Below are 21738 nucleotides of genomic sequence, written 5' to 3'. Positions count from 1 at the left end.
GACACAGGTCGCCAGGCTGCACGCGAGGTCGTGAGCGGGCGTGGCCCGCGGTCCTTGGAGTCCTGGACCCGCACCTCGGTTGCCGTCCGCTGCTGTACAGCCCTCGACGCATGCGTCCTGATAATCACCGCTGTAGGTGCTCTTGTGCCAGACGCTCGGAGGCAGCGGCACGGGTGTCTTACTGACGGTGCAGACGGGCAGCTTGGCCATGCGAGTCCCTGTACAACGCGCCTACGCATGTCCGTGTTCAGAAAAGCGAATTGTTGCCACGCAAACGGCGTTGCAGGAACGCGGCGAAGCTCAGATCTTCCAGGCAGGTGAGCGCCGAGCCGTCCGGCTCCAGGTAGGCGATGCGCCAGTCCCTTGGATCTTCCTGTGTGGTGAGCCACCCCATAGCTCAGCCGTCAGCTTCCCTCCAATGCCTGCAAGACGTGCCCTGTCCCAGCCCCTTGAGCCGTGCTGACATGTCGCCTCCCCGTTCGTCGTCGGTCCTGGTCGCGAGGCTCCTCGAAAGAGGGAATACGCGCACTCCCGCAATAACCCCTCCCGCGAATTCTTTCATGATTGCCGTATAGTCCTCCGGAAATTCTGTAACATATTCCCCCATAGTGCATTCGAATTGTTTGTTCGCGTATCGATGGAGTCCCGGTGCGCTGATATTACGAAATCGAGTAAGCACCTCCGTCGTTGGCTCGATCTCTGGGTCGGCCAGGGTGAAGGCCGCCTCCCGGGTCCTCTCGTGAACCTCCCAGAATGTGCCTTGCTCATATTCCCCGAACGTCTCAAAGAGGGGAGTGGTGTCACTGTGTCCGCTAAGTACCGTCCATATATTCCACCAGGGGCAGGAAGAAAGGGAAGCGAAAGGGGCTGCGCCCGGAAGAACAGTGAATCCTCCATGCTGGGCGATGCGCGCGGTGGGGCAAAGGGTGCAGCTCTTTCTAGATTCAGCATTGGAGAGTCGCGAACATTCGACTGGACAACATGCTTTGAGACTTACTCATCCAACAGTTCAACATCTAGGTTCCGAAGTGGAATTCCAGATTTTCCGGGGTCACCATACTGGAACCGAGCGTGAGCCTTGTGGTGCATGGATGACGACGAAGGCCCTCACCGTCACCGAAACTTGATCGCCTACCGGTAGTCAGGGCTACTTCATTGACAGACCTACCGCGCGAACATGCATCTCGCTGTACAGTAGGTGCATGTCATCGACCTACTCGATCGTAGAAGCCCGGGGCAAGCTCGGCGACCTCGCACGCCGTGCTGCGCAGCACGAACACATCACTCTCACCGACCGCGGCGTGCCCGCCGCCGTCCTCATCAGCCCCGTCGAGCTCGAGAACCTCCAGTCCTCCCTCGCCCTCGCCGAGTACGAGAACGAGAAACTGAACGGCACCCTGCGCACCGTCAGCCACGAGGAAGCGCGTCGGCGCCTCGGATTCACCAAGTGACCTACGAGATCCACTGGCGCCTCCAGGCCCTGCAGGAGGCGGAACGCCTGGCTGTGACCGACCCCGAAGGCATCCGGCAGGTGTTCGACTCTGCCGATCTCCTGGCCGAGGATCCCCGCCCGCAGGGTTCCTTCCCCTACGGGGTCAACATCCGCCGCATCCACGTCGGACGCTACCGGGTGATGTACGAGATCGAAGACGGCCGTCTGACGATCATTGTGTTCCACCTCGGACGTACCCCATAGGCGCGTGGGGACGGTAGGTGTCCAGCCACCAGTCACCCTCACATGCTCGTGATTTGCCCGCGCTGAGCGCTCATGCGCGATTTCCGCTCCATCAGTCGCCACTCTGGACCCGGTGCGTGAGTAACGAGGGTGGTTAACCCCCATGGGAACGGGGACCACACCTGGGGCAACCAGCTCGTCCCCGGGGCGGAACGCATCACTTCCGTGGCGTGCGGCGTGTGCGGCTGAGTACTTCGGGCATTTCGACCTCTCCGGCATCACCGTCCAGGAACCGGCCCGCACGTTCACTGGGCGCCTGGAAGTCGAGGTCAGGAAGTGGTCGAGCCGCTCGTCCTGGGGCTCCGGCCACAGCCACGCCGACGTTGCCGTGCACGTGCCTCACGACGGTGTGATCTTCGCCGGGGACGCCCTGTGACCGTCTGGCCCGCGTCCTGGAGAGTCCCGCCCACCTTGCCGCGGCCGGCGTCGGGCTGTTCAAAGCAAGCAGCCGGGTGATTGGCCGAGCACGCCGACAGGCTGGCCCATCCCGAGCGCCTGTTCACCGCGATGGCTGCCGCGTACAAGGACGAGGGACCCTTGACATCCCGTCGGGAACCCTTCCGCTGGTGGATGGAACGGCAGCGCTTGACGCCCTTTACTCGGACCCCACGCTCCATCCGAGCGTGCCTGACGAGTCGCCACCTCAACCAGGACCATGGGAATAGAGCTCGCGGCCGTGTAGAGCGCTCTGACCATGAGGGTCTGCCGGGCCTGGGTGGGCGAAACTCCGCATGGACGCCTCTGCCGACGGATAGCGTCATGTCCAGGATGAAGGGGGATTCGTAATCATGGCAGAACGTGTGGTTCCGTCTCGCGTAGTGGCCGCGGAGCGTGTCGCCTTCGAGGCGGGTTTCAAGAAGAGCTGCATCCCTCAGGTGGGCAGGTTGCTCAAGTTGGCTGCTGCTGCGAAACCCCACGGAGTCATTGCGGAGAGCGGCACCGGCTCGGGTGTGGGTACCGCGTGGCTGCACAGCGGGCTTGGCGCCGGTGCCCGCCTGGTCACCGTGGAACGGGACGAAGAGCTTGCGCGTCGAGCGGCTGGTGTCTTCGCGGACGACGACCGCGTCAGCGTCCTCACCGGGGACTGGCGGCTGCTTGAGCAGCATGCCCCGTTCGAAGTCTTCTTCTGTGACGGTGGAGGCAAGCGTGACGACCCCGAGCAGGTCGTCGAGCTGCTGGCTCCCGGTGGCCTTCTCATCCTGGACGACTTCACCCCATCGCCCCATTGGCCGCCTCGTTTCGGCAGCGAAGTGGATGAGCTCCGCTTGTTCTACCTCACTCACCCGGACCTGGAGGCAACTGAGGTACTCACAACCCCCGCTAGTTCCGCGGTAGTTGCGGCACGCCGCCTGTAGCTAGGAAGACATGGACCGTTCTTGATCACGCCGCGAGAGCTGGTCGGCCGCCCGGCGGATGCCTTTCGCGCTGTGAATGGGCGTTTCTTGCGCTGTGCGGCGAGGACTTCAGGGTGGCGGGCGCTGACGTTGCGCCAGCGTAGGTAGCAATGCGGGGCCCGGCCCTACGCGGGATGGCTGCGGCGGTACGAATTCGCCAGGGGGTGCCGCAGTGGGGCCGAAGTGCGTTCTTCTTCGCGCAGCCCCGGATGCCCGCGCCGGTGTGGGCGGGGAGGTTGTCCAGAACGATGTAGATCGGGGCGCCGTCAGGCCGGGCGCCGCGGATCGAGTTCACGCCTGCCAGGCAACGGGACGAGACCTGTGATGTGGACCCAGGGCCTGGCGCGTGAGGTGATCGGACGCAAGCCGTAGGGACCCACCTCAGCGAGGCCCGCGAGCGGGTCGAGGATGGGCCCGGTCGGCCTGCGGGAGGAGAGTTCGGGGGTTCGCCGCAGCCGTGGCCGGGCCGTTGTCCGATGACCCGGACGCGCTGCCATCGGCCGCCGATCGCACCGCCCGTAATGGAGCGGGAACCACGCGGCACGCGCGGTGGCTCCAGGCGCCATGGCTGAGTCGCACCGAACCCGCATCGTTCCACCGCCCGGACAGGATGACGGTCACGCGCCGCACGGCACAACTCCCGGACGGCGCGCCGCACTGTGACTGGGCGCCCTCGCCGACCAACATCTCCCCATCTCAACGCCGAAATGCCCCGCCGGTAGGGTCAGTTCGACGCAAGTGCTGATCTGGGGGACTCATGACTGCAGCGGGTGCACCGCCCATCGTCTTCGTACACGGGACGCGGCTCAGCGCGGGACAGTGGAGCCCGCAACTCGCCGCACTCGCCGAGGACTTCCGGGCGGCCGCTGTTGACCTACCGGGCCACGGAGCTCGCTCTGCTCAACCCTGGAGCCTTGACGCGGCGACGGAGATCATCGCTTCCGCAGTGGCATCGCTCGACCACGGGCCGGCGTTGGTCGTCGGGCACTCGCTCGGCGGATACGCCTCGCTGGAGTTCGCGCGGTGCCGCCCCGAACAGCTGCGGGGACTGGTCCTCGCGGGCGCCAGCGCCTCGACTCGTGGCCCATGGGCAACCCCGTACCGGTGGGCTGCCGGACTTGTCCCTCGCATTCCGGCGAACCGATTGGCCCGGTGGAACGACCGGTTGCTGCGCCGGCTCTACCCTCCCGACGTGGTGGAGGCGACCATACGTTCTGGATACGCCTTCCACACCCTGCCGGCAGCTTGGGGTGAGGTGCTGGGTCGCTTCGACGCGGGCTCGATGCGTCATGTGGCAGCCCCCGTGCTCATTCTGAACGGCGAGAAGGACACCGTCTTCCGGTCCGGCGAGAGGGGTTTCGCCCACGCGCATCCGAACGCCCGCGTCGAATTGATCCCGCGGGCAGGACATCTCGCGAACTTCGACGATCCAGCCGCCTTCACCGACGCTGTCCGCCGCTTCGCCCTGCAACTGCCTGTTCGCAGCTGAGCGGTGGCCGGTGTGGTGTGGCGGGTGGCCCGCTGCCACCTCGGGAGGGTTGGGCTCGCGGACACGGACCTGGAAGCTTCGGCTTTTCAGCTCATGGCCGCTGCCCATGGGTGCCCGAGAGCTCGACGGCCACCCGGATCAGTGCGGAAACGACTCCAGGGGCAATGATCCATTCAGGAAGCGCGCCGTCCGCCGGTCCACTGACGACACCCCAAAGCACCGTGGAAGCGGACAGAGAGAGGTGAGTACCCGCGATCGCCAGACCCAGCACGCGTTGAGATGGAAACAGCCAAACGAGTAATGCCCACACCAGAGAAACCAGGGCCCATACGGGGAACAGCAGGAGCACAGGTTTCCTCCTCAACTATGGAACTCCACGCTATCCCAACTGACTTGGTCTCATGGCCCTATGTAGAAGTATCGGTGTCAGCTCCCGATCTCGGCCGCGCCCGGCTGGAACTACGGAGCGCGACCGGGTCCACGCTCCGGCGTGGACGTTGTCGCTGAGCTGTGTGCCGACGGCCAGGCTCTCTTTTCGGCTGACCGCGCGGCCGTCGAAATGGAATCGCGGCCCAGCAAGTGCCTGCTGCTTCTCGGCTCGAACCGGAGGTGCCGGTGGTGTCCGGGTCGGAGGGGTGGCGGCGCGGCGCTGCGGGCGGGATCCGCCCTTTCCTCGCCCGAACACGCCATACCCGCGCGACGAACCGGATACGGACAAGTCCGGCCACCTCGGCGCCGAGCGCACTTTGTACCTTCCCCGGCCCGCCACCTCTTGAAAGGCAGACACACGCATGATCACCCACCACACCACCGGCCTCACCGGCCCTGCCCCCTCGGTGACGGTCTCCGTCAAGCCGCTCGTGCTGAGCGCTCCGCAGCGCGGCGAGGACCTGCACGTCCGCGTCACCGCTCCCACCACCGGCACGAATCTGCCCGTTGTGCTCTTCGCCCATGGCTTCGGCTCGAACCTGGACGGCTACGCCCCGCTGATCGACCACTGGGCGGCCGGTGGCTTCGTCGTCGTCCAGGCCACCCACCTGGACTCCAAGCGGCTCGACCTCCCCGCCGACGATCCCCGCCGACCCCGGATGTGGCGCTACCGAGTACAGGACATGCGGTGCATCCTCGACGAGCTCCCCACCCTGGAGGCGGCGGTGCCGGGCCTGTCCGGCCGCATGGATCGCAGCCGTGTCGTCGCGGCCGGGCACTCCTTCGGCGGCCAGACCGCCGGCATCCTGGTGGGTCTGCGCGTCACGGACCCGCAGACCGGTGCCGTCGAGGACCTTTCCGATGCCCGGGTCATGGCGAGCATCCAGCTGGCCACCGCAGGCAAGGGCGACGACGAACTGACTCCCTTTGCCCACGAGCATCTTCCCTGGCTCCGCGACCAGGACTTCTCTCACGTCACCGCCCCCGGCCTCGTCGTCGCCGGAGACAAGGACGACCTCCCGCTGACCACCCGGGGCGCGGACTGGACGACCGATCCATACACGCTCAGCCACGGCGACAAGAGTCTGCTCACCGTGCTGGGTGGTGAGCATTTCCTCGGTGGCATCTCCGGCTACCAGGTGGCGGAGACCACCGACGAGGACCCCGGCCGTGTCGCTCTTGTTCAGCAGGTCACGCTCGCTTACCTGCGGCACGTCACCGGCGTTGACCACACCGACTGGCGGCAGGCTGAAGCCGTCCTTACGGACAACCACCCACTGGGGCACCTGGTATCCAAGTAGCCCTCGCCACCGCGGCCTCGCGTCCCGTGTTGCGGGACGGAGGCCCACCGTGGTCAGCACCCGCCGCGGCTGAAGCCGCGCGGCACCGTCTCCCGGAGGGTCGAGGGCGTCGCTCTCATGTACGCCGCTCTTCTGCCCCAGTTCATGGATCCGCAGGCGGGCCCGGACTGGGCGCAACTGCCCCAGCTCGGTGGTGTACAGATCATCGTGGGGATCTCCGTGAACGCTCTGATCATGCTGGGCGCAGCACGGGTGTCGGGGTTTCTGGCCGCCCGGCCTCGCGTGATGACCGCTCAGCGGTTCGCGTCAGGCGGCTTGCTCGGCGTCTTCGCGCTGCGCACCGCTCTGTCCCGTACGCCCGTCTCGGCCTGAGCCGTGCCCGCGCGCCTGTGACACCGGTACTACTGGGATCATCCGAACACGTCAGGGAGATCGCCGACGCGATCGTGAGTGATCTGGGGTGTTCTCATCAGCAGCGCCCGGCGCCAGAACCAGCATGTCTGCTGCTGGGTTGCACAGGACGTCATGTTCGGAGCCAGATGGCGACGGACGCCGCGGTGGTGCCGAGGATGACGTAGCCGCGCTTGTCGTAGCGAGTCGCGACCGCCCGGGACTGCTTCAAGCAGTTGATCGTCCGTTCGGCGGTGTTGCGCTTCTTGTACCGGTCCTCGTCGAACCCCGATGGTCGTCCGGCTCGCGATCCCTTGCGCAGGCGGGCGGCCTGTCGGTCTTCTCGGGAATCGTGTGCCGGATACCGCGTCGCTGCAGGTACTGACGGCAAGGACCGTTGCTGTATGCCTTGTCGGCCGCGACGCTGTCGGGCTTCTTGCGGGCTCGACCCAGGCCGCAGCGAGGGACGCGGGTCTTCTCCAGCACCGGCGCGAACTGGGTGCAGTCGGCCCGCTGCCCCGGTGTAATGATCAGGGACAGCGGGCGACAGCGGCTGCCCGCGCTCAGGTGGATCTTGCTGGTGAAGCCGCCGCGCGAACGACCCAGGACCTCGCCTCCCGCACCACCTCCACCAGCTGGCCGACGAGGCTCTGCCGCGTGGTTTCGGCCTGGTGTTCCAGCGTCTCGTCCCCCTTTGCGGTAGCGAGGGTTGGCGGCGGATCGTTGCGGGCGCCAGCCGCATGCAGGTGCGCGCGCACGATGGTGGAGTCCACCGAGACGTCCCAGTCGATCTCGTCGGCTGCATCGGCTGTGGCCTGGACCTGTTGCAGCAGCCGTTCCCAGGAGCTGTCGGCGGACCAGAGCCGGTGCGCTCGTAAACCGTCTTCCACAGCCCGAACCGCTCCGGCAGGTCGCGCCAGTGCTCTCCGGTCCGTACCCGGTGCAGATTCCCGTCGATTATCTGCCGGTGATCGCGCCACCGACCACACCGGCCCTTGCTCACCGGCAGGAACGGCCGCAGCCGTTCCCACTCTGCGTCCGACAGATCACCGCGTCCACCCCGCCCTATGCACAGAACAACGATCCGGCCAGACGACTTTCACAAGATCGGCCGGACAGCTCCTAGGTCGTGGGTGATGAACAGACAGGTGAGACGGGCCTGTTCGCGGATGTCCGCCAGCAGGTTGAGGATCTGTGCCTGTACGGAGACGTCGAGTGCGGCCACGGCCTCGTCCAGCACCAGGGTCCTGGAGCGCACGGCCAGGACGCGGGCGATGGCGACCCGCTGGCGCTGGCCGCCGGACAGGTTGCGGGGGCGTACGTTGGCGTCCCGGGAGCTGAGCTGTACCTGGTCGAGCAGCTCAGGCGCCGTACGTCCGCCGCGAACGTGTCCAGGTCCTCGGCTGCGTGATGCCGTGCGGCCGTCTGGACGAGACCGATCGACAAGGGAGTCGTCATGGCTGAGGTGGCCTTCCGCACTCGGGGGCGTCCGGGGATGCGTCGAGCCAATCACCGGGCCGTGCAAGGGACAAGATCCGTTCTTCCAGCGGGAACCACAGGAAGATCCCGGGGGCGGGCACCGGTGTGGGTGATGGTGTGCGCACCGGCCGCATCCGTTGTCCGTTGCACTGCGCTCGATGCGCACCCCTGGCCCGGGTCGGCTGCTGCCCGAATCATCCCGGTGTGCAGGCACACGAGGCTGGGCGAGCGGAACAGCTTTTCCGGTAGGACGTGCTGTCCCGTCCCGTCCTGTCCCGTCCCGTCCCGTCCCATCCTGTCCCGCCCTGTCCCGTCCCGTCCTGTCCCGTCCCGTCCTGTCCCGTCCCTCGACCCGGAAGCCCCTCTGACCTGCCGTCCGCGGCTTGCCCCTGCCCGGCGATTAGGCTCAGGTGGTGACCCCCCGAATACCGCGCTCGCCTGGCCGCCGGAGGATGCCTTCCGTGCGCCTCGCTGCGGCGGCGCTGACGTTCCTGGCTGTCGCTCCTGTGCTGGTCACACGCTCCGGGCCCGCACCACGCCCTGCCCTCCCGGGGTACGACCTGCTGACGCAGAAGGACTTGGGCGCCCCGTGGGTACGTGTTACTCCGGCCCGCGTCGCCACCACCGCGGATCCGGACGTGCCCAAGACCGTCAACGCGGCCTGCCACCGCAACCAGCGCATCATGCTCGCATTCCGGCAACGGGTCGAGGAAAGCCTCCAACTCCCGAAGTCGTCTGCCACCGTCCCCGCGTCCTCCGCCGTCTTCCAAGCGGACGGCGGGAGCATCTACGAAATCAGTGTGCGGGCCGCCCGGCTCCCCGGCGAGGACATCGACCGCCTGGAGCGGTCCCTCGTCGAATCCCCCCGGGCCTGCGACGGCCAGGTGGTCCCGGCCCCGTACGGGGACCCGTACGGCCGCACACTCAACGAGAGCACTCCGGCCGCCCCCGCACTCGGCGACCACAGCGTCGCACTCCGACGCGTCACCACCCTGGGAGGCTCCGCGGACTGGCCGCCGAGCGGGGAGTCGCTCTACCTGATCCGCGAGGGCAACTACGCCGTCCTTCTCGTCTTTCAGGACCTGCACGCGAGCCAGGCCTACAAGGACGACCACCTGGTCCGGCGCGCGCTGGCGCGCGCCGCCGAGCGACTCCACCGCCTCAACTCCTGAACGCCCGCGTCATTCAGGAACGCGCCGAACTCGACCGGGCGCTCGGGCGGCCCGTATTTTGCGGCTTCAATGCGCTTGGGACTGTTGCGCGACCTCGCGCGGCCCCGGGCACCCACGGTCGGCAGCTGAGTCACGCGCCGGCGAGGGTCGCACCGGCTTGATCTACATTCTTGCTCAGTGCTGCACGCACCGAGTTGAGCGTGCCGATCGTGAGACATCTGGAGAAGCTCTTATGGGCGCAGGAATGATACTGATCGCCATCCCCGTGCTCGTCTACCTCGCGCTGATGGCAGTCTTCTGTGCCTTCGTCGGGGCGAAGACGTCCTCACCGAAGGTGGGTTGGGCGATGGCGGCCGGCGGCATGCTGCCGGTACTGGTTGCTTTCCTGATCATGTTCTGGCCTCGTTCGCATCGAGGATGATCGTCCACCACCCCGATCGGTGTGTCACTCGCTCATCAAAGCGCGCAGTGGGCGAATCCCGTCTGTCGCGATTCGGTTGGTGGTTGTTTCCACCGCGCCCACGGGGCAGGAGCAAGGCTGTGTGTGGGGGGCGGTACTTCGATGACGGCGGAGGTTCGGGCCTTGTTCGAGGACTTTGAGGCCAGGCAGGTTCAGGTCGATGGCGCGTCGATTTTCGTTCGCCACGGCGGCGAGGGGCCGCCGGTGGTGCTGTTGCACGGCCACCCCCGGACATCCGCGACCTGGCATCGCGTCGCCCCGCTCCTGGTCCGGCGCGGTTTCTCCGTGGTCTGTCCCGATCTCCGCGGTTACGGTCGGTCCACCGGCCCGGCGCCTACCGCGGACCACGCCGGGTACTCCAAGCGGGCCGTCGCCGGTGACGTGGTCGAGGTGATGCGTTCCCTCGGCCATGTCCGGTTCGCGCTTGCCGGGCACGACCGCGGAGGCATTGCCGCGCTCCGTCTCGCGCTCGACCGTCCGGACGCGGTCTCGCGGGTGGCGCTGCTCGACTGTCTGCCCGTCACAGAGCACCTGTCCCGCATCACGGCCGAGTTCGCCACGCAGTGGTGGCACTGGTTCTTCTTCGCCCAGCCGGACATACCCGAGCGGGTCATCAACGCCGATCCAGACAGCTGGTACCGCGGCGATCCGCAGAGCATGGGCCAGGAGAACTACGAGGAGTGGCACGCCGCCACGAGGAACCCCGACGTGGTGCGGGCCATGCTGGAGGACTACCGGGCCGGCCTCACCGTCGACCGGCGGCACGAGGAGGACGACCGCGCCGCCGGAGTACGGGTCCGGTGCCCGGCACTGGCGCTGTGGTCGCTCCGGGACGACCTTGAGGACCTGTACGGGGACCCGCTGAAGATCTGGCGGCAGTGGGCACCGGACGTACAGGGCCACGGCATCGACTCGGGGCACCACATGGCCGAAGAGGCCCCAGAGGCGCTCGCGTCCTCCCTCGCGGACTTCTTCGCCGGACGTCCGGTCAACTGAAGCGCTCAGCTACCAGTTCAGGGCGGTGGCGGTGGCGGTGGCGGCGGTGAGCTGATGTGCAGCCGCGCCTTGGCAAGACCGTGATCTCGGCATCGGCATCGGCGCTGGCCGAAGTCCCGAACATCCCGCAGGGGAGCGCCCCTTCGACACCGAACCGATGCGCGTACTGCTCCCAAGCCGGTGGCGAGCAGGACGAGTCCCTGAAGGAGGCGATGCGCATGTTCATTGGCTCCAGTGCATGGGTGCTATGGGGCCGAATCGGATCGGTGCGTCTGCCTGTTGGCGGTGTCGGAAGTCCAGGGACAGACCGGTGTCCCGCATGGTCGCAGGTAGTCGACTTGCTCCCGCAGGCCGGCGACCACTTGGCGTAGCGGCCGGTCACAGCCACGATCGCGACAGTTCTCCGACTGTCCGGCGCGGCGACGTGCGGGACTCGACCGGTATCGGTTCTGCGGGGCGGCGCGGGGCGCGGGTTGCTGCCCGCGGTGTCGTCGTTGGCCGCCAGGCGTACAGATGACTGCCCACGGACTGGGGCGCAGTCACGCCTGCCAACAGGCGTACAGAGGACCGCCCACGGACTGGCGCAGTCACGCCTACGCAGCGACGAAGCGGTCGTGCAGCTCGCCGCGGAGGTGTCCCGGGGGGAGCCGTCGGCCGTATGCGAGCAGGAGGAGATCCTGTGCGGCGCCGGACAGAGTCGTTCCGGTACCGAAGGACCAGTCGAGGTCGTCGGCCCGGAGTTCGATGCCGTCGAGGTCTGCTCCGAAGAACTTGAGGGTCCTGGCGTTGACACTCTCCAGCAGGATGCGTACGCGATCTTCGGGAACCCGGCGGTCGAGGCCCAGGGCGACGGTGATGTCCAGGCCGTGGATCACGTCGTGGCCCAGTGCTGCCTCGATCCCGCCGACCGGCGGCCTCCAGGGGTGCTCCGCGTTGTCACGGAGGAATGCGGCGTGCTCACGCGTCGAATGGGCGACCGCGTCCTTGTGGGCGCATCGATCGGTCATCCGATGGAGACGGCCTCGCGATCTGATCAGTTCCCACGTCATCTTGGAGAACGAGTAGCGAGAACCCATCGTCATATGGGCCGCGACCTCCCGTACCCGCCACCCTCCGCACAGACTCGGCGCGTCCCACTCCTCGGCCGACAAACCGTCCAGCACGGCCGCCAGCTCCCGGCGTTCGGCTGCGATCGCGGCTCTGATGTCCGCCGCTGGACTCCGGTGCCTCGTGTTCCCCATGGCGTCAAGGCTCTCGGCAACCCCGCCATAAGTCCAAGAGTTTGCCTGTCTCGTAGCTAGCATGAACAGTTATGGACATCCGGCAGCTGCGGTACTTCGTTACGGTCGCCGAGGAAGCCAACTTCACCCGCGCCGCCGCCCGGCTGCACCTGGCACAGCCCGGGGTGAGTGCCCAAGTCCGCCAGCTCGAAAGGGAACTTGGACACCCGCTGCTCGACCGCTCCGGCCGGTCAGTGACCCTGACGGAGGTGGGCAAGGCCGTACTGCCGTACGCGCGGGCGGCGCTCGGCGCCGTCGAAGCGGTACGCCAGATCGCAGACGAGTTCACCGGATTGCTGCGCGGTAGCGTCACCCTCGGCCTCGTTGCGGGCGCGGCCGCGGCAGCCGATGAGTTCGATCTGGCGGCCGTCCTGGCCGGCTTCCACGAGGACCACCCCCAGGTGGAGATCGCCCTGACCGAGAACACCTCGGAGTGGATGCTCGCCGCGCTCCACCGAGGGGAACTCGACATCGCCCTGATCGGACTTGCGGAGGAGGATGCCCCGCCCAGGATCTCCCTCCAGGTCCTGGTCGACGAGCCCCTGGTCGCAGCCGTCGCCCCGGACGACCCCTTGCTCGCAGCCATCGCCCCGGACGACCCGTCCCTCACCTCACCGGACCGCACAAGCATTCCGCTGGCCGAGCTCCGCGATCGTCCGCTGATCAGCCTGCCGCGTGGCACAGGGCTGCGCGGGGTACTGGACCGCGCATGCGCGCAGGCGGGGTTCCGGCCCCGCATCGCCTTCGAGGCGGCAGCTCCGATGTTCCTTGCCCAGCTCGCTGCCCGCGGTCTCGGCGTGGCGGTGGTCCCGGCCCTCCCCGACGGCGCGGCGTCGGCCTTCGGGCTGCGGACGCTGGAGATCACCGAACCGCGGCTGCGCGGCCGGGTCGCTCTGGCCTGGCGGACGGACGGCTCCTACAGCCCCGCGGCCACCGTCTTCCTGGACCTGCTGCGTACAGGACTCACCACGGCGGTGAGCGGTTAACGGCGGCTGAGCCAAACACGGCCTCCTGTCAGCGATTCGCCGAACCTCGGCGACCTGTCGAGTCAGCACTCTCGCTCCCGGTAGCAGCACCCGGCGCCGGCGCAACCAGCCCCCCCCGCATGACCGAACAAGGTCTTCGGGCCCTCCGCGTGCGCCCACGAGGGGATCCACCTCTCGCTCCACGACCCCCGCCGAGCCAGACCCTCGACCGCTGCACCACCGTCGCGGCGCTGCCAGACGGCAGCAGGGCCGCGCAGGCCATCCCGCACCTCACGAGGAGGTTCCTCGGTATCCCGCCCCAACTGCGGTGGACGCTTGCGCGGCCGCCCACGATGACCGACGGCAGTCTCAGGCCCCGCGGAGGCAGAAGGGATGCCCGGCGGGGCTGGCGTACACGCGGCTGCCGGTGCTGGTGTCGGCGCTGGGTGCCTCGGTGGGGCGCAGACGGGTGGCGCCGGCGTCGGTGGCGGCGTGGCCGGCGGTCGCGAGGTCTTCGACGCCGAAGTCGAGGTGGACTTGCTGCGAGACGCCTCCCGGCCAGTCCGGGGCGGTGTGGCCGGGGGCGGACTGCCTTCGTGTCCGCGGATCTCTCCACCCAGGAGGGGGCGGCCGCACTCCACCGCCGCGTCATCGACCATGTGGGCGGCGTGGACGTCCTCGTGAACAAAGCGGGCGCGCGAGCCCCCCGGCGCCGACCCTGAGCGGGTCGGACTGCGGGAGTCTGCCAGTACGGTCGCGCCCGCGGCTGCGAACCGGCGCGCGGTCGCCGCACCCAGGCCCCGGCTGCCGCCGGTGACCAGGACCCGCAGGCCGTTCAGACCCTCGTCGGTGATCCGCATCGGATACACACGGAACCGGACTCATCTTATGGAGGTCCCTTGCCGCCACCACGCCCGCTCCGCGCCGACGCGCGCCGCAACCGCGAAGCCTTAACCTCGTCCTCGACGGCCTGCGCCACGGTGTCCCGCGCGCGACCTGAGCCGAAGGGCGCGCGGCGTGCTGCTCCTGCACGTCCTAGGTGCGCTTCGTCGGTGAGCTGCCGGTCCATCTGCCGCGGGTAGGTATCGTCCACCGGGTCGAGCACCCGCAGCAGGAGCCCGGTCTTGGCGATCCGCCCGTACTCCACGAACGCCGCCCCGAGCGGGGTCGGGCGGCCGTCGCGGCCGAACATGCGCAGCAGGTCGTACGTGCTGCCGCATTCACCCAGGTGCCACCAGGCGAGGTTCGGCGTACGCGAAAGCCTTGATCCCGGCCCGTCGAAGCACCCGCGGTTGTCGCTGCGTCTACTGCGGGGGTTCGCCGCTACGGGACCATCCGCGCTTCTGGCCTTCGTCGATGAGGCACCGTCCGGCCTCCCACAGCGCGGTGGAGGCGTCGCCGATCACTGCTTTGCGACTGCGCACGTGGTCTGCCGTGACGCCCGGTGCCTGCCAGGTGCCGCCGCGTGCCATCCAGTTGAGCAGGAGGGGTTGAAGACGGTCCATCGCCTTGGCGAAGCGCGCTTCAGGAGTGCGACGCGCCTCGAATTCGTCCCACAGGGCCCGAACGGCCAGTGCCTGGTCGTCGGGCAGCAGCGCGAACAGTTCATCGGCGGCTGCCTGCTCCCGCCCCTGCTGATCCGCTTCCGCCACACCGTCGTAGAGCGGCGTGTCGCCCGCGTAGATCTCGACGAGGTCGTGGACGAGTACGAGCTGGACGGTGTGTCCCACGTCAATGGGCTCGTCGGAGTATTCGGCCAGGAGCGCCACCATCATGGCCAGGTGCCACGAGTGTTCCGCGTCGTTCTCGCGCCGCTCCACACAGGCCAACGGCGACTGCCGAAGGATCGCCTTCAGCTGGTCCACCTCGATGAGAAAGGTGAACTGCTTGCGCAACCGCTCGTCCAGTTTCTCGGGGAACGGAGTCCTGTCGACCAGCAAACCCCTGTCAAGATTCGTTGAGCTGTCGTCCATGGAACCATCGTGACACGAGGCGCCGGTGCGGCATCGGTGCCACGAATCGCTTGCGCGATCCCCAGCCGCGGAGGGGCACGGGGGCGCCGCCGAGAGCATGGCCCGGCGGCCGGGCCGTGCGGTGCGCCCACGTTCAATCTGTCCCGGATCCCCCGCGTCGGCGCGTCGGGTGGCTGTCCGGTCAATCCCTGATCCCTGGCGCTGTTAGCCGTCCCGTTCCTGAGCGGAGTCTGCTGGGCGGCCTTGGAGCGACGGGCCGCCGCCCCTCTGATCGATCTCCGCCTGGCGTGGCCGGCCAGGAGAGCTGAAGGTGCGTCGGTAGGCACCGGGGGTGGTGCCCAGACGTGCTCGGAACCGGCGGCGCAGGTTCACGGCGGGGGTGATTCCGACGCGGGCGGCGACGGCTTCGACCGGGAGATCGGTTTGCTCCAGCAAGGCACGTGCCGCATCGATGCGTTGGCCGAGCAGCCACTGTCCCGGGCTGGTGCCGAGTTGGTCGGTGAAGCGCCGGGCCAGGGTCCGGCTGGAAAGCCCGGCGCGTTCGGCGAGCCGGTCGAGAGTCAGCCGGGTGTCGAGGTGGGTAACGGCCCACTCCAGCAGTGGTGCCAGCGACTCGTCCGCCTTGGCCGGTGCGGGCCGTGCGGCGTACTGGAGTTGGCTGCCCTCCCGGTGCGGCGGCAGGACCATGTTTCTGGCGATGCGGGCCGCGTGTCCCGCGCCGTGGTCGGAACGGACCAGATGCAGGCACAGGTCGATGCCCGCACCAGTTCCGGCGCTCGTGGCCACGTCGCCGTGATCCACGAAGAGCACGTCCTCTTCGACGTGTACCGAGGGGAAAGCGCTGGCGAGACGCGCGGTGTCGCGCCAGTGGGTGGTGGCGCGGCGGCCGTCGAGCAGTCCGGCCTGGGCGAGAACGAAGGCTCCCGTGCAGAGGGCGACGACCCGCGCCCCGCGTCGGTGGGCGGATCGCAGCGCCGCGATGATGCTCGCCGGCGCGGGGGCTCCGGGCGGTTGCCAGCCGGGGACGACCACGGTGTCCGCCTGCTCCATGGCCTCCAGTCCGGCGTCGACGACCACCTCGTAGCCGGCTGTGGTCACCAGCGGGCCGGGGCGCTCGGCGCAGATCCCGAAGCTGTAGCGGGGCGGCTCGTTCTGAGCGACGTTCCCGAAGATCTCGGCGGCGCAGGAGAGTTCGAAGGTCGACTGAGGCGGGTTCAGCAGGGCCACCACCCGATGCGGACGCATGGCAAGAATGTACCCTCAGGTGTCTTTCCGGACACTCGGCCGGGTGGCCCGCACGGGGCACGGTGGACCCATGAGTGACACCAGCGAAACGAGAGTGCTGAGGGCCGCAGTCCAGGTCGACGGCGAGCCGGCGAGCTACCTGACCGCAGGCCGGCAGGACGCCCCGCCCCTGCTGATGCTGCACGGTACGTACTGGAGCCGTGTCTGGCTCCCCGTGCTGGGCCACCTCGCCGACGCGGGGCTGCGGCCCCTCGCGGTAGACCTCCCCGGGCTGGGGCGCTCAGCAGGCCAACTCACCGTGGCAACGGGCGCGGTTCCGGCCCTCGCCGACTGGATGACGCGGTTCGTCTCCGCGCTGCACCTCTGCGGCCCCATCGCTCTGGCAGGACATGACATCGGCGGTGCCATCACCCAGCACCTCGTTGCCCACGAGCTGCTCGAAGTGCCGCGGTTCGCATTGGTGAACTCGGTCCTCTACGATTCCTGGCCCGCGCCCCACGTGGCCCAATTCCGGGACGCGGAAACGGGCGAGGGCGTGCTCACCGCCCGCCGGCGGGCGATTGCGGGCGCACTGGCCGGCGCCGCCACACAGTCGTTGATCGCGGACTACGCAGATCCATGGACCGATGAGCGGGTGCGCCGCTCCTGGACGGCCCTGGCGAGCGCGGCCGACAACCGCTACACCCTGGACCTCGTTCCCGCGCTGCAGCGGTCGACGGTGCCCAAGCTGCTGATCTGGGGCGAGGACGACCGCCACGAGACTGTGGCGTACGCCGAACGATTCGCCTCAGAGATACCTCGCACCACGCTGGTTCGCATCCCGCACGCGGACCACATCCCCATGGAAAACGCCCCCGACCTCATCGGCCGTGCGCTCGCCGACTTCTTCCGGGCGTAGAGGAGCTCGTACAGTCGGCGGACCGGACGCCCGGTCAGCCTCCCCAGGGCCTCGATCTCTCCCTCGGCACTCTGTATGGCACCTCCGGTGCGCGGACGGTGTGAGGATGACGCAGACGTCCCAACCGGCGTCTGAAAAAGCAGATCCGACGGATCCGGCGCCAGCGCCAACACCCGCCGTGCGCAGGCCTGTTGGCCGACCGCATCGGCGTTCCGGGTTGTTACTGCTGGCTGGCAGAACGGACTCTTCGGCGCCCTGGCCCGCCCACTCTGCGAACTGCGCTCTCTGGCAGGGCGGTTGTCGCATTTACGAGTGGCCGTGGAGCGGCGGCGCCTGGCACTCGAAGCAGCGCAAATGGGCGTGACGCGCACCTACGTGATGGTGAACGACGCGTTTGGCGGCGGATCGCGGGGCTCCGGCCTCGCCGCGCTTCCAGTGGTCGCCGAATGCGGCACTGGTTGCTGTCAGGGAGCGGTCCGAAGAGGTCGGTGGCAGCGGCGTTGCACGCCAGCAGGTCCAGGTGCCCGTCGTGAACGGTGGCAGGCATGGTGTCCTCAAGGCTGTGAAGCACGCGCAGGAGCCCCGGCCGGATCGCCGTGCCGGGCGCTACGATTTCGGGAGGCAGTTCGCCGGCAAGACGCTACATGTGAGCGCGTTCCGGATCGGAGAGTACGAACGCTCGCGCCGGCGCGGCAACCGAGGTCCGGCTGGAGTACCGGTCCGCACGGAGCCACACTGGGGATCTCATGGTCTATGTCCTCATCGCCGGATTCATCGTCGTCCTCGTGTCCTGGGGAGGCCCGATCGTTCTCCTGTTCGCGGAGCGCACCAGGTTTCTGGCGCCGTGGCTGCTGGCCCTCGCCGTGTCCGGAACGGCCGCCGCCTTCGCCTTCGGTGGCGCCGATGACGGCACCACGATGGCCATTCTGAGTGCCCCCAGCGCCGTGGCCGTACTCATCTACGGGCTAATACGCTGGGGGTTTCGAGACAGCCCGTAGTTCGCGACGTACGCACACTGCGCGCCTTCGAACGGTGGCTGCCACGCCGTGGGGTCCTGGTCGCTCTTGCTGCGGTTGGTGCCCGAGGTGCCCGAGGTGCCTGCGGTGCCTGCGGTGCCTGCGGTGCCTGCGGTGCCTGCGGTGCCCGCCAGGAGGCTCCGGGAGTCTCCCGAGTCGTTCGCGTACGCCTGCCACCGCGCGAGCGACCGCGCAGAGGCCCCCGAGTCCCACGCTTCGGAAGCGCGACCAAGTGGTCGATGTCCAGCTTCCTCACCTACGGCGGGCAGGCCCGGGCGCTGCCGGCGTCCGGCCCGTTCCGTCCAGTGATGCTCGGGCTCAAGGCCGGCACGAGCTTGAGCAGGCGCTCGACGGTTACGGTAGGGCACTCGTCGCCGTCGCACATGACCGGGCGCTGCGGCGCCGGTTCACCAGCACGGAAATCTCACTCTCGGGGGCTTACGCATGTTGATCGATGGTTCTCCTTACGGCGTCGTCACCGGTCCCGATGGCGCCCTGTGGTTCACGGTGGTTCATCAGGGCCGGATCGGGCGGGTTGTCCCCGGCGAGGAGCCCGCGATCTTTCAGCTGGACCCTGCGGACGGCCAGCCCACTGTGATCGCCGTGGGGAGTGACGGCGCGTTGTGGTACACCGAGTTCGTCGGTGGCCGGATCGGGCGGATCACCGTGGACGGCGCGATCACCGCTTTCGAAGTGGCCTCGCCGTACGGCATCACGGCGGGTCCCGACGGATCCATGTGGTTCACACAGCTGCGGGACGACCGGATCGGGCGGATCACCTTGGACGGAGAGGTCTCCTCGCACCCACTGCCCGGTACGGGCGCGATGCCCTCGGCGATCGTGGCGGGGCCGGACGGTGCGCTGTGGTTCACGCTCAACCAGGGCAATGCGATCGGCCGCATCACGATCCGCGGCGAGGTGTCGACCTACCCGCTGCCCACACCGGGCGCGGCGCCGGTCGGCATCTGCGCGGGGCCGGACGACGCGCTGTGGTTCGTGGAGATCGGCGCCGGTCAGGTCGGCCGGATCGACACCTCGGGCGCGATCACCGAGTTCCCGCTGCCTGACCGTGCCGCCCGGCCACACGCCATCGTGGCAGGACCGGACGGTGCGCTCTGGCTCACCCAGTGGGGCGCCGGCACGCTGGCCCGCGTCACGACCGACGGGAAGATCCAGGAGTTCCCGCTGGAGGGCGCCGAACCCCACGGGCTGACCGTCGGCCCGGACGGAGCGATCTGGGTCGCGATGGAGTCCGGCGCCCTGACGCGTCACAGCGAGTAGACGAGCGCGAGCACTTGGAACCCGAAGGCCATCCCCTGGCCAGAGATCCCGGAGCGTCTCGCCCGTGTCTGGGGCAGTCCGCGCAGCAGAGAGAAGAATCTGCGGAACGAGGAAGTAATGTGGCGCGCACTCGCTTCGGAGTTCCCGGGAATCGGCATTGTGGCGCAGGACGGTGCCCCAAGTAGCGGCAACGGCAGGGGGCACCCGCCGGTGCAGTAAGCGTGATGGTCGGCCCGTGGACCTGTGTGCCGCGCGGGCTCCGGAGCGTCCGGGAGCCCCGGCCGTGCCCCGGGTGACCCCCTGATGCCCTCCGGGAGGGCCCGGCCTGCCGAACCGCATCGTGCGGGCAGTCTGCTGGTGCAAGTGAGTGGCGGACGGGTCAGTGATGCGTTTCGCTGACGTGCAGGGTCTGTTGGGTCAGATGCACCCGGTAGACCGTGTACCCCAGAGCTGCGCCGGCCGCGAGGAGCACCAGTGCGAGGGCGGTCGGCGGTGGCCAGTGGAGGATTTCCACCAGCTCCACGGCTTCCTTGAAGCCGATCAGCATGGCCCCGCTGCCGACCATGAACCAGCCGGCGCCCTTGTTGGAGAGGGCCAAGAACTCGGTGCGCTGCTCGGGTGTCAGGGACGCCATGACCTGCTGCTGCCACGCACTCTCCTTGCGGTGGGTCATCACGTACGCGACCGGTGGGAGCAGCCACCACCACGGCGAGACCCGCTCGGGATGAGCAACGTCCTGCGCCTGCGTTCTGACGGCAGACCGGACCCGGGTGACGCCACTCATCTCGACCGTGCCCTGATAGACCGGGCCGGCCACCAGTACCCAGGCACCCACGAACCCGCACCATGCCGCGATCATGTCCATTCGCGCATTATGCGGCCCCGCAGGGATGCGTCGCCGCCGACGTGCTCCTTGTCAATGAGAATTCCCGGCAGGGCCAGGGGCGTTGGACGGCGTTCTTCTGCAGCCCAGAATGAAGGCGACTTATAGAGCGCTTCTCGGACGCCCAGGACGTGTGGCGAAAATGCTGGTGAGGTCCCCGGGGGAGCCTGCCACCCTGAGCGTATGCCTCGACGAATCATGTTCGTGCAGCTGAAGACGGGCTACGACACCGACCGCGGGCCCTCGTGGATCGGGTGGGTGGACTTTTCGAAGACGTGGGGGACCGCGTACTTCCACGGGCGGACGCTGCGCCGTGCAGGGGGGATGTTCGATGCGAACTTCTACGACATCGAGACCGGCGAGGAGTTCTGGGTCTCCGGTCCCAAGCGGGACCGCGCCGACACTCGCTTCGCCCCCTCAGACCCCGAGGTCGATTCGGACGCCGCCGATGCCTATGACGCCTTCCTGGGCGGCGCGCCTCTGCCGGGCCGGGAGAACGGCTAGAGGGTGGAGGGAAAACGCTGGTCAGAGCCATTCGTTGGGCACTGTGGCGGTGTGTTGACTTCGACGGCCTCGGCTATCCGCTTGTTGAGGTCGTCGACCTCCTCGGTCAGGTGCCGGGTGTGGCGGGCCAGCAGCCTCAAGGTGTGGCGGGCGGCCCTGGCCAACGCCCTTGTGTGCTGGGGATCGAGGTCGGCGCACCGCTTGGACAGGTGCGCGTTGCTCAGCCCGTCCAGTACCCGCGGCCCGTCCAGTAACTCGCGGGGGGGGGGCGGAGTCAGCTGAGACCAAGAGGCTGTTGAGCTGGTTGATCGCGTGGATCCTGGACCTGATCGCGGACCCCTTCGACGGCTGAACAGCCGGGGCACCTCGACTGGACCGTCGTCGGCCTTCGCCGCGGCGGTGGCTCGTCCGGTCAGCACGGTGCGGACGGGCGGCCTTGGCGTCGATGGCGTCGGCCTTGCCGTGACGGCGTCGGGCTCAGCTTCCTCGCCCAGTTTCCGCAAGAGGAACGCAACGGTGGATCACTGGCGCGGGAAGCACTTGCGAAATTCACAGGTCCGGTCGACGGCGATCACCCCCGTCATGAACTGGTCGTCACACACAATTTCCTCATCGGCTGGCTCATCCGGGCGGCCCTCGATGCGCCCGAGTGGCGCTGGATGGGCCTCAATCACAGCAACGCGGCTCTGACGGTCATCCGCTACGCACCCGGCAAGCCGGCCTCCGTGCTCTTCTGCAACGACAGGCAGCACCTGCCCGCAGAACTGCGCTGGACCGGCTTCCCGCCCGAACTCCACATCTGACCGAGCTGGCCAGTGCCCGGACCCTCAGGAGACAAGGGAGAACTA

At 68.3% G+C, this 21738-nt stretch carries 23 protein-coding genes and 6 pseudogenes; 16 read left to right on the top strand and 13 right to left on the bottom strand.

What is annotated here, in order from left to right; translation table 11 throughout:
* Window positions 1-247 precede the first annotated feature (247 nt).
* Entirely contained in the window at window positions 248-394 is a 147-nt protein-coding gene (locus tag ACIQM4_RS28615; RefSeq protein ID WP_401597338.1) for a hypothetical protein, read from the bottom strand.
* Between the two features lie 808 nt (window positions 395-1202).
* Between ACIQM4_RS28615 and ACIQM4_RS28610 the strand changes: the two genes are divergently transcribed.
* From ACIQM4_RS28610 to ACIQM4_RS28590, 5 genes are all read left to right on the top strand, one after another.
* Window positions 1203-1451, top strand: a complete 249-nt coding sequence (locus ACIQM4_RS28610; RefSeq protein ID WP_401597335.1) for a type II toxin-antitoxin system prevent-host-death family antitoxin — start codon at window positions 1203-1205, stop codon at window positions 1449-1451.
* Window positions 1448-1696: a type II toxin-antitoxin system RelE/ParE family toxin gene (locus tag ACIQM4_RS28605; RefSeq protein WP_401597333.1), complete on the top strand. Its 249-nt coding sequence runs from the start codon at window positions 1448-1450 to the stop codon at window positions 1694-1696. Before ACIQM4_RS28610 ends, ACIQM4_RS28605 begins: the two co-directional genes overlap by 4 nt.
* Window positions 1697-1838: 142 nt before the next feature.
* Entirely contained in the window at window positions 1839-2111 is a 273-nt protein-coding gene (locus ACIQM4_RS28600; RefSeq protein WP_401597331.1) for an MBL fold metallo-hydrolase, read from the top strand.
* 412 nt (window positions 2112-2523) lie between these two features.
* Entirely contained in the window at window positions 2524-3090 is a 567-nt protein-coding gene (locus ACIQM4_RS28595) for an O-methyltransferase (RefSeq protein WP_401597328.1), read from the top strand.
* A gap of 796 nt (window positions 3091-3886) precedes the next feature.
* Complete coding sequence (locus ACIQM4_RS28590) at window positions 3887-4618, top strand: alpha/beta fold hydrolase (protein ID WP_401597325.1); 732 nt, start codon at window positions 3887-3889, stop codon at window positions 4616-4618.
* Window positions 4619-4709: 91 nt separating this feature from the next.
* Here the strand turns inward: ACIQM4_RS28590 and ACIQM4_RS28585 are convergent, their stop codons facing one another.
* Window positions 4710-4967, bottom strand: coding sequence for a hypothetical protein (locus tag ACIQM4_RS28585; protein WP_401597322.1), 258 nt, complete (start codon window positions 4965-4967; stop codon window positions 4710-4712).
* 442 nt (window positions 4968-5409) lie between these two features.
* Between ACIQM4_RS28585 and ACIQM4_RS28580 the strand changes: the two genes are divergently transcribed.
* Window positions 5410-6348 carry an alpha/beta hydrolase family protein gene (locus tag ACIQM4_RS28580; protein WP_401597319.1) on the top strand — a complete coding sequence of 313 codons (939 nt, stop codon included), beginning with the start codon at window positions 5410-5412 and terminating at the stop codon, window positions 6346-6348.
* A 117-nt stretch (window positions 6349-6465) separates the two neighbouring features.
* Entirely contained in the window at window positions 6466-6720 is a 255-nt protein-coding gene (locus tag ACIQM4_RS28575) for a hypothetical protein (protein ID WP_401597317.1), read from the top strand.
* 151 nt (window positions 6721-6871) lie between these two features.
* On the opposite strand, the pseudogene ACIQM4_RS28570 reads toward ACIQM4_RS28575, so the two are convergent.
* Window positions 6872-7807, bottom strand: a pseudogene (locus ACIQM4_RS28570) (IS5 family transposase).
* Between the two features lie 36 nt (window positions 7808-7843).
* Window positions 7844-8101 (bottom strand): annotated as a pseudogene (locus ACIQM4_RS28565) (ATP-binding cassette domain-containing protein); the annotation flags it as partial.
* 577 nt (window positions 8102-8678) lie between these two features.
* Here ACIQM4_RS28565 and ACIQM4_RS28560 point away from each other — a divergent pair.
* From ACIQM4_RS28560 to ACIQM4_RS28550, 3 genes are all read left to right on the top strand, one after another.
* Complete coding sequence (locus ACIQM4_RS28560; RefSeq protein WP_401597314.1) at window positions 8679-9389, top strand: hypothetical protein; 711 nt, start codon at window positions 8679-8681, stop codon at window positions 9387-9389.
* A gap of 244 nt (window positions 9390-9633) precedes the next feature.
* A complete protein-coding gene (locus ACIQM4_RS28555) occupies window positions 9634-9810 on the top strand; it encodes a hypothetical protein (protein ID WP_401597311.1) in 177 nt (58 codons plus the stop codon).
* A gap of 162 nt (window positions 9811-9972) precedes the next feature.
* Entirely contained in the window at window positions 9973-10845 is an 873-nt protein-coding gene (locus ACIQM4_RS28550; protein WP_401597308.1) for an alpha/beta fold hydrolase, read from the top strand.
* A gap of 593 nt (window positions 10846-11438) precedes the next feature.
* Here ACIQM4_RS28550 and ACIQM4_RS28545 read toward each other — a convergent pair.
* Window positions 11439-12086, bottom strand: a complete 648-nt coding sequence (locus ACIQM4_RS28545; protein ID WP_401597306.1) for a maleylpyruvate isomerase family mycothiol-dependent enzyme — start codon at window positions 12084-12086, stop codon at window positions 11439-11441.
* A gap of 71 nt (window positions 12087-12157) precedes the next feature.
* On the opposite strand from ACIQM4_RS28545, the gene ACIQM4_RS28540 reads away from it, so the two are divergent.
* On the top strand, window positions 12158-13111 hold the full coding sequence (locus ACIQM4_RS28540; RefSeq protein WP_401597304.1) for a LysR family transcriptional regulator: 954 nt from the start codon (window positions 12158-12160) through the stop codon (window positions 13109-13111).
* Between the two features lie 21 nt (window positions 13112-13132).
* Here the strand turns inward: ACIQM4_RS28540 and ACIQM4_RS28535 are convergent.
* From ACIQM4_RS28535 to ACIQM4_RS28510, 6 genes and pseudogenes are all read right to left on the bottom strand, one after another.
* Window positions 13133-13269: pseudogene (locus ACIQM4_RS28535) on the bottom strand (DUF4158 domain-containing protein); the annotation flags it as partial.
* Window positions 13270-13459: 190 nt separating this feature from the next.
* On the bottom strand, window positions 13460-13726 hold the full coding sequence (locus tag ACIQM4_RS28530) for a VOC family protein (protein ID WP_401597301.1): 267 nt from the start codon (window positions 13724-13726) through the stop codon (window positions 13460-13462).
* Between the two features lie 35 nt (window positions 13727-13761).
* Window positions 13762-13950: pseudogene (locus ACIQM4_RS28525) on the bottom strand (SDR family NAD(P)-dependent oxidoreductase); the annotation flags it as partial.
* Between the two features lie 191 nt (window positions 13951-14141).
* Window positions 14142-14297: pseudogene (locus ACIQM4_RS28520) on the bottom strand (Tn3 family transposase); the annotation flags it as partial.
* A 97-nt stretch (window positions 14298-14394) separates the two neighbouring features.
* A complete protein-coding gene (locus tag ACIQM4_RS28515) occupies window positions 14395-15063 on the bottom strand; it encodes an HD family hydrolase (protein WP_401597299.1) in 669 nt (222 codons plus the stop codon).
* Between the two features lie 204 nt (window positions 15064-15267).
* Entirely contained in the window at window positions 15268-16308 is a 1041-nt protein-coding gene (locus ACIQM4_RS28510; protein ID WP_401597296.1) for a GlxA family transcriptional regulator, read from the bottom strand.
* Window positions 16309-16378: 70 nt separating this feature from the next.
* Between ACIQM4_RS28510 and ACIQM4_RS28505 the strand changes: the two genes are divergently transcribed.
* Window positions 16379-17206 carry an alpha/beta fold hydrolase gene (locus ACIQM4_RS28505; RefSeq protein ID WP_401597293.1) on the top strand — a complete coding sequence of 276 codons (828 nt, stop codon included), beginning with the start codon at window positions 16379-16381 and terminating at the stop codon, window positions 17204-17206.
* A gap of 220 nt (window positions 17207-17426) precedes the next feature.
* On the opposite strand, the gene ACIQM4_RS28500 is transcribed toward ACIQM4_RS28505, so the two are convergent.
* A complete protein-coding gene (locus ACIQM4_RS28500) occupies window positions 17427-17798 on the bottom strand; it encodes a hypothetical protein (protein ID WP_401597494.1) in 372 nt (123 codons plus the stop codon).
* A gap of 154 nt (window positions 17799-17952) precedes the next feature.
* Here ACIQM4_RS28500 and ACIQM4_RS28495 point away from each other — a divergent pair, with 154 nt between their 5' ends.
* Window positions 17953-18204, top strand: a complete 252-nt coding sequence (locus ACIQM4_RS28495) for a hypothetical protein (RefSeq protein ID WP_401597291.1) — start codon at window positions 17953-17955, stop codon at window positions 18202-18204.
* A gap of 462 nt (window positions 18205-18666) precedes the next feature.
* Entirely contained in the window at window positions 18667-19503 is an 837-nt protein-coding gene (locus ACIQM4_RS28490) for a virginiamycin B lyase (protein ID WP_401597288.1), read from the top strand.
* 379 nt (window positions 19504-19882) lie between these two features.
* Here ACIQM4_RS28490 and ACIQM4_RS28485 read toward each other — a convergent pair whose 3' ends face one another.
* Window positions 19883-20368, bottom strand: a complete 486-nt coding sequence (locus tag ACIQM4_RS28485) for a hypothetical protein (RefSeq protein WP_401597285.1) — start codon at window positions 20366-20368, stop codon at window positions 19883-19885.
* Between the two features lie 201 nt (window positions 20369-20569).
* On the opposite strand from ACIQM4_RS28485, the gene ACIQM4_RS28480 reads away from it, so the two are divergent.
* Entirely contained in the window at window positions 20570-20890 is a 321-nt protein-coding gene (locus tag ACIQM4_RS28480) for a hypothetical protein (protein ID WP_401597283.1), read from the top strand.
* Between the two features lie 476 nt (window positions 20891-21366).
* Window positions 21367-21693 (top strand): annotated as a pseudogene (locus ACIQM4_RS28475) (histidine phosphatase family protein); the annotation flags it as partial.
* Between the last annotated feature and the right edge of the window lie 45 nt (window positions 21694-21738).

The organism is Streptomyces sp. NPDC091272, from assembly GCF_044757485.1.
GTDB lineage: Bacteria > Actinomycetota > Actinomycetes > Streptomycetales > Streptomycetaceae > Streptomyces.
This window is presented reverse-complemented; position numbering and strand designations above follow the sequence as displayed.